This window comes from Mesorhizobium sp. M7A.F.Ca.US.014.04.1.1, from assembly GCF_003998745.1.
Classification (GTDB): domain Bacteria; phylum Pseudomonadota; class Alphaproteobacteria; order Rhizobiales; family Rhizobiaceae; genus Mesorhizobium; species Mesorhizobium ciceri.
The window spans coordinates 1-5,233 of the sequence record NZ_RZRW01000411.1 but is presented as its reverse complement, the minus strand read 5'-3'; the positions used below and the strand labels follow the sequence as shown (position 1 = coordinate 5,233).

Annotated in this window: 4 protein-coding genes and 1 pseudogene; 3 read left to right on the top strand and 2 right to left on the bottom strand. The window is 66.4% G+C overall.

The annotated features are described in order from the left end of the window. Positions 1–378 (top strand): annotated as a pseudogene (locus EOA22_RS23630) (catalase-peroxidase); the annotation flags it as partial. A 182-nt stretch (positions 379–560) separates the two neighbouring features. Beyond that, entirely contained in the window at positions 561–1,118 is a 558-nt protein-coding gene (locus EOA22_RS23625; protein WP_013530142.1) for a GNAT family N-acetyltransferase, read from the top strand. Between the two features lie 8 nt (positions 1,119–1,126). Here EOA22_RS23625 and EOA22_RS23620 read toward each other — a convergent pair whose 3' ends face one another. Next, positions 1,127–1,543 (bottom strand): helix-turn-helix domain-containing protein, encoded by a 417-nt coding sequence (locus tag EOA22_RS23620; protein WP_013530143.1) that lies wholly within the window; start codon positions 1,541–1,543, stop codon positions 1,127–1,129. A gap of 105 nt (positions 1,544–1,648) precedes the next feature. Between EOA22_RS23620 and EOA22_RS23615 the strand changes: the two genes are divergently transcribed. Further along, positions 1,649–3,862, top strand: coding sequence for a heavy metal translocating P-type ATPase (locus EOA22_RS23615; RefSeq protein ID WP_127390250.1), 2,214 nt, complete (start codon positions 1,649–1,651; stop codon positions 3,860–3,862). 61 nt (positions 3,863–3,923) lie between these two features. On the opposite strand, the gene EOA22_RS23610 is transcribed toward EOA22_RS23615, so the two are convergent. Beyond that, positions 3,924–5,108, bottom strand: a complete 1,185-nt coding sequence (locus EOA22_RS23610) for an MFS transporter (RefSeq protein WP_024505485.1) — start codon at positions 5,106–5,108, stop codon at positions 3,924–3,926. Positions 5,109–5,233: the final 125 nt, after the last annotated feature.

Here is a 5,233-nt window from a genome sequence, read left to right as displayed (position 1 = left end):
CTGTCGCTGACCGCACCCGAAATGACGGTGCTGGTCGGCGGTCTTCGTGTGCTCGGCGCCAACACGGCCAACTCGAAGCACGGCGTGTTCACCGACCGGCCGGGTACGTTGACCAACGACTTCTTCGTCAACCTGCTCAGCATGAACACGGTCTGGGATCCGGCCGCCGGCTCCGACGAAGTCTACGAGGCGCGTGACCGCAAGACCAAGGCGGTCAAGTGGACCGGCACCCGTGCCGACCTGATCTTCGGCTCGCACGCCCAATTGCGCGCGCTTGCCGAGGTCTACGGGTCGGCGGACGCCAAGGCGAAATTCACCAGGGATTTCGTTGCGGCATGGACCAAGGTGATGAACGCCGACCGCTTCGACATCGCCTGAGATCGCTAAAGGTGCTCCGGCGCGGCCGCGCCGGATCGCCGGTCCTCCCAAGGACACAACGCCAGGGCCGCGTTTCCAGTGATGGGAGCGCGGCCTTTGTCGTATGGGGCCGCGCTTTGGTGGACCGTGCCTCCCTGGTCAAGCATGCTATTTTGTGGGCATCGCGTCTGCACCGGTGCACCATGATCGAAATCGTCAAACCCGCGTTCGAACATCTGCCGTCCTACAAGGCGGCACTCGAACGCGGCTGGTCGCCGGACAATGTGCGATTGCTGGAAGCGACGCGCGAGCAGCTTGCGGCAATCGAAAGGGATCCCGTGGCTTTTCTCGCCGACCTCGATGATCCCCAGGCCAGGGGCGGTCCGATCACCTTGCCTGACGGCAAAAAGGTGCCGCGCCTGCCAGGCTTCCGCCGCTGGATCTGGGACGGCGAGGCGTCGGGCTCGATCGGCTTTCGCTGGCAGAAGGGTACGTCGGACCTGCCGCCGCATGTGCTCGGCCATATCGGCTATGCGGTGGTGCCGTGGAAGCGGCGGCGCGGCTACGCTACACAGGCGCTGCGCCTGATGCTGGAGGAGGCGAGGGCGGTCGGCCTGGCTCACGTCGAGATCACCGCCAAACCGGGCAATCCGGCCTCGCACAAGGTGATCCTGGCCAATGGCGGCAAGCTCGTCGAACGCTTTTTCGAGGACGCCGCCTATGGCGGAGCGGAAAGTTTGCGGTTCCGGATCGAGCTGTAGGATGTATCTCAACCATGCTCATCGGCGCACAGCGCATGATCCGACAGCGCGCGGATGACGTAGCAGTCGCCGACCGTCTGGCCATTGCAGCACGTGGCGATGCGTTCGAGCTCGGCCTCGAGCCGCTTCAACTGGGCAATCTTTTCCCGCACCGAGATCAGTTGCTCCTCGGCGATCTTGTCGGCGTGGCCGCAGGGTTGCTCGGGGTGGCCGCTCAAATCGATCAGAGAGCGGATGTCCTCGACGGCGAAACCGAGATCGCGGGCGTGGCGGATGAAGGCCAACCGCTCCAGCTCCTGCCTGGAATAGCGGCGCTGGTTGCCTTCCGAGCGCTCGGGTGCGGCAACAAGGCCCATCTGCTCGTAGTAGCGGATGGTCGGCACCTTGACCCCGGTGCGGCGCGAGAGATCACCGATCGAAAACATGAATTGCCTCTTGAAGCTCTAGTGACTAGAGCAATTACAGTGCCTGACATCAGCGTTCAAGACCCATGCGGCGACGCCGCGCGGGCAAGACAGACAGGTGATGTGATGACGGCGCCCCTCGACCAGGTAAAAATCAGGCAGACGCGGTTCAAGATCGGCGGCATGGATTGCGCCTCTTGCGCAACCAAGATCGATACGGCGGTGCGTCGCCTAGACGGCGTCGCCGATGTCTCGGTTTCGGTGACCGGTGCCAGCATGACGGTCAGCCATGGCGGCGCGTTGCCGGAAGGCAGGGTGCTGCAGCAGGTGGCTCGGCTCGGCTACGGCATCGTCAGGGCAGAGGCACATGTATCGCCGATGTCAGACAAGGCGCACGCCGATCACGTCCACAATGACCATGAAGGCCACGATCATGCGAGCCACGATCCCGATCCCGATCATGGCCATTCCGAGACGGGGCAGGCGTGGTGGCGTTCCCGCCGGGCGGTGCTGACGCTCGCCTGCGCGGCAGCGCTTCTCGCCGCATACGGCATCGGCCATCTGTTCCCGGTGGCGGAACGCGGGGTGTTCCTGGCCGCGCTGTTGGTCGGCCTGGTGCCGATCGCACGGCGCGCGCTGATGGCGGCATTGGCCGGCACGCCGTTTTCGATCGAGATGCTGATGACCATCGCGGCGATAGGCGCCGTGATGATCGGTGCCACTGAAGAGGCCGCCGCCGTGGTGGTGCTCTTCCTGATCGGCGAGCTTCTGGAGGGTGTCGCCGCCGGCCGGGCGCGGGCGAGCATCCAGGGACTTGCCGATCTGGTGCCGAAGACGGCCTTGGTCGAGCGCGCAGGCGGCACATCGGAGTGTCCCGCCGAAGACCTTGCGGTCGGCGACATCATCCTGGTGCGGCCGGGCGCCCGCATCCCGGCCGATGGCGAGATCATCGAGGGCGCGAGCGAAATCGACGAGGCGCCGGTGACCGGCGAGAGCACGCCGAAGCGCAAGGGCGTTGCGGACGCCGTCTTTGCCGGCACGATCAGCACCGATGGCGTGCTCAAGGTGCGGGTGACGGCGGCCGCTTCCGACAACACCATCGCCCGAATCGTGCGGCTGGTGGAGGAGGCGCAGGAGGCCAAGGCGCCGACAGAGCGCTTCATCGACCGCTTCTCGCGCACCTACACGCCGGCGGTGCTGGCGGTCGGTGCGCTGGTGGCATTGTTGCCGCCGCTGCTTGCCGGCGGCGACTGGAACGAATGGATCTACAAGGGCTTGGCGATCCTGCTGATCGGCTGCCCCTGCGCGCTGGTCATCTCGACCCCGGCGGCGATCGCCGCGGGCCTTGCGACCGGTGCGCGGCGTGGCCTATTGATGAAAGGCGGTGCGGTGCTGGAAGGCTTTCGCCGGATCACGGCGGTCGCCTTCGACAAGACCGGTACGCTGACCGCAGGCAAGCCTGCCGTCACCGACATCGTGGCGTATGGAAGGGATGAACGCACCGTGCTGGCGCTGGCGGCAGCACTGGAGCAGGGCTCCAGCCATCCGTTGGCGATGGCGATCCTGGACCGGGCCAAGGCCGACAAGGCGCCGGTGCCGCCGGCTCTCGCGGCGAAGGCAATCTCGGGCAAGGGTGTCGAGGGCAGCGTTGGCGGCGTCGCCGTCTTCCTCGGCTCCGGCCAGGCGGCGGGCGAACGCGCCGACATGACGCAAGCGCAGCGCCTCGCCGTCGACAGCCTCAACGGCCAGGGCAAGACGGTGTCAGTGCTGGTCGCCGATGGCGTGGTGGCCGGGCTGATTGCCATGCGCGACGAGCCGCGGCCGGATGCTGCGGCCGGGATCGCGGCGCTGAAGGCCGAGAGCATCCGCGCGGTGATGCTGACCGGCGACAACCGCCGCACGGCGCAAGCCATCGCCGCTTCGCTCGGCATCGAGGCGCGAGCGGAGCTGTTGCCCCAGGACAAGCAGCGCATCGTCGGCGAATTGCAGCGCGAGGGTTTCAAGGTCGCCAAGGTCGGTGACGGCATCAACGACGCGCCGGCGCTCGCGCCCGCCGACATTGGCATTGCCATGGGCGGCGGCACCGACGTGGCGCTGGAGACCGCGGACGCGGCGATCCTGCACGGCCGCGTCATGGACGTCGCGCGTATGGTGAAACTGTCGCGGGCGGTGATGGCCAATATCGGCCAGAACATCACCGTGGCGCTGGGGCTGAAGGCGGTGTTCCTGGTCACCACCATTTTGGGCATCACCGGCCTGTGGCCGGCGATCCTGGCCGATACCGGCGCGACCGTGCTGGTCACCGCCAACGCCATGCGCCTGCTGCGCTGGCGCGGGTGAAGCGCTTTTGGTTGATCACGATCTTTTCGGAAAACCGGCGTCCACTTTTCCGGATCGTGATCTACTCGGCTGGGGCTGTCAGCGGCGGCGTGGCGTTGCTGCGCCCTTCCCAGACATAAGAGGCGAGCGCCACTGCCACGGCGACCAGCATGGCGATGGCGCCCAGCAGCGGCAGGCTGCGGTAGCCATAGCCGCTGTTCAGCATCGCGGCGCCCAACGAAGCGGCCAGCGCGATGCCGACATTGAAGCCGGAGGGAATGAGCGACGAGGCGAGGTTGGAAGCATCTGCCGTCCAGGCCAGGATGCGGGTCTGGATCGGCGTGCCGATGGCGAAGTTGAGACCGCCCCAGATGACGATCGCCACAACCATCGGCAGGGGATAGGGGCTGACGGCATAGATCACGCCAAGCGTCACCGCCTGCAGGGCCAGCATGGTGATCAATGACGGCATCAGCTTCCAGTCGGAGAGCTTGCCGCCGAGGAAGACGCCGAGCGTCGCGCCGACGCCGTTGAGCAGCAGCACCCACGGCACCAGGTTCTCGTCGAGACCGGTGACTTCGAGCAGTGTCGGCGTGATGTAGGTGAACAGGCCGAACTGGCCGATCATCAGCATCAGCATCAGGATCAGCGATGTCCAGACCTGCTGGCGGGCCAGCACGCGGACCTCGCGGGCGAAACCGGCGGGCTTGGCCGATGAGCCGGTGGTGCGCGGCAAAAGGGCTGCCATGGCAAGCGTTGCCGCGACACCCAGCGCGCACATCACCCAGAAAGTCGCACGCCAGCCCCAGATGTTGCCGATCGCGGTGCCGGCCGGCACGCCGATGACGTTGGAGACGGTGAGGCCGGACAGGATGACGGCGACAGCCATGCCGCGCTGGTCCTCGCGCACGAGACCGACGGCAACGACCATGGCGACGCCGAAATAGGCGCCATGCGCGACCGCCACGGCAATGCGCAACAGAAGCATCGAGGTGAAATCGGGCGCCAGCGCGCAAGCCGCCTGGCCAATGGTGAAGGCGATGGCTAGGCCGAGCAGCAGGCTCTTGCGCGACAATGACTTGGTGGCGAGCGCCAGCAGCGGGCCGCCGATGGCGATGCCGCCGGCATAGCCGGAGACGAGATAGCCGGCGGAGGGAACCGAGACGCCCAGGCCTTGCGCCACCTGCGGCAGCACGCCGGCAATGACGAATTCGGTGGTGCCGAAGGCAAAGGCGGCGATGAACAGGGCGATGAGCGGAAGCGACATGGGGAAGCCTTAGCTGGAAGCGCCTCAAACCACGGATGGGCTTTGCGGGCAATCCAGAAATTTTTGTCGCGAGTTTAGGTTTTCTTGAATTGGATGCGAGCAGCCGCTTCCCTTCTCCCCAGGGG

What these genes read in the sequence shown, in the direction of transcription:
- EOA22_RS23625 (WP_013530142.1), top strand. Translation starts at nt 561, where the DNA reads ATGATCGAAATCGTCAAACCCGCGTTCGAACATCTGCCGTCCTACAAG.
- EOA22_RS23620 (WP_013530143.1), bottom strand. Translation starts at nt 1,543, where the DNA reads ATGTTTTCGATCGGTGATCTCTCGCGCCGCACCGGGGTCAAGGTGCCG.
- EOA22_RS23615 (WP_127390250.1), top strand. Translation starts at nt 1,649, where the DNA reads ATGACGGCGCCCCTCGACCAGGTAAAAATCAGGCAGACGCGGTTCAAG.
- EOA22_RS23610 (WP_024505485.1), bottom strand. Translation starts at nt 5,108, where the DNA reads ATGTCGCTTCCGCTCATCGCCCTGTTCATCGCCGCCTTTGCCTTCGGC.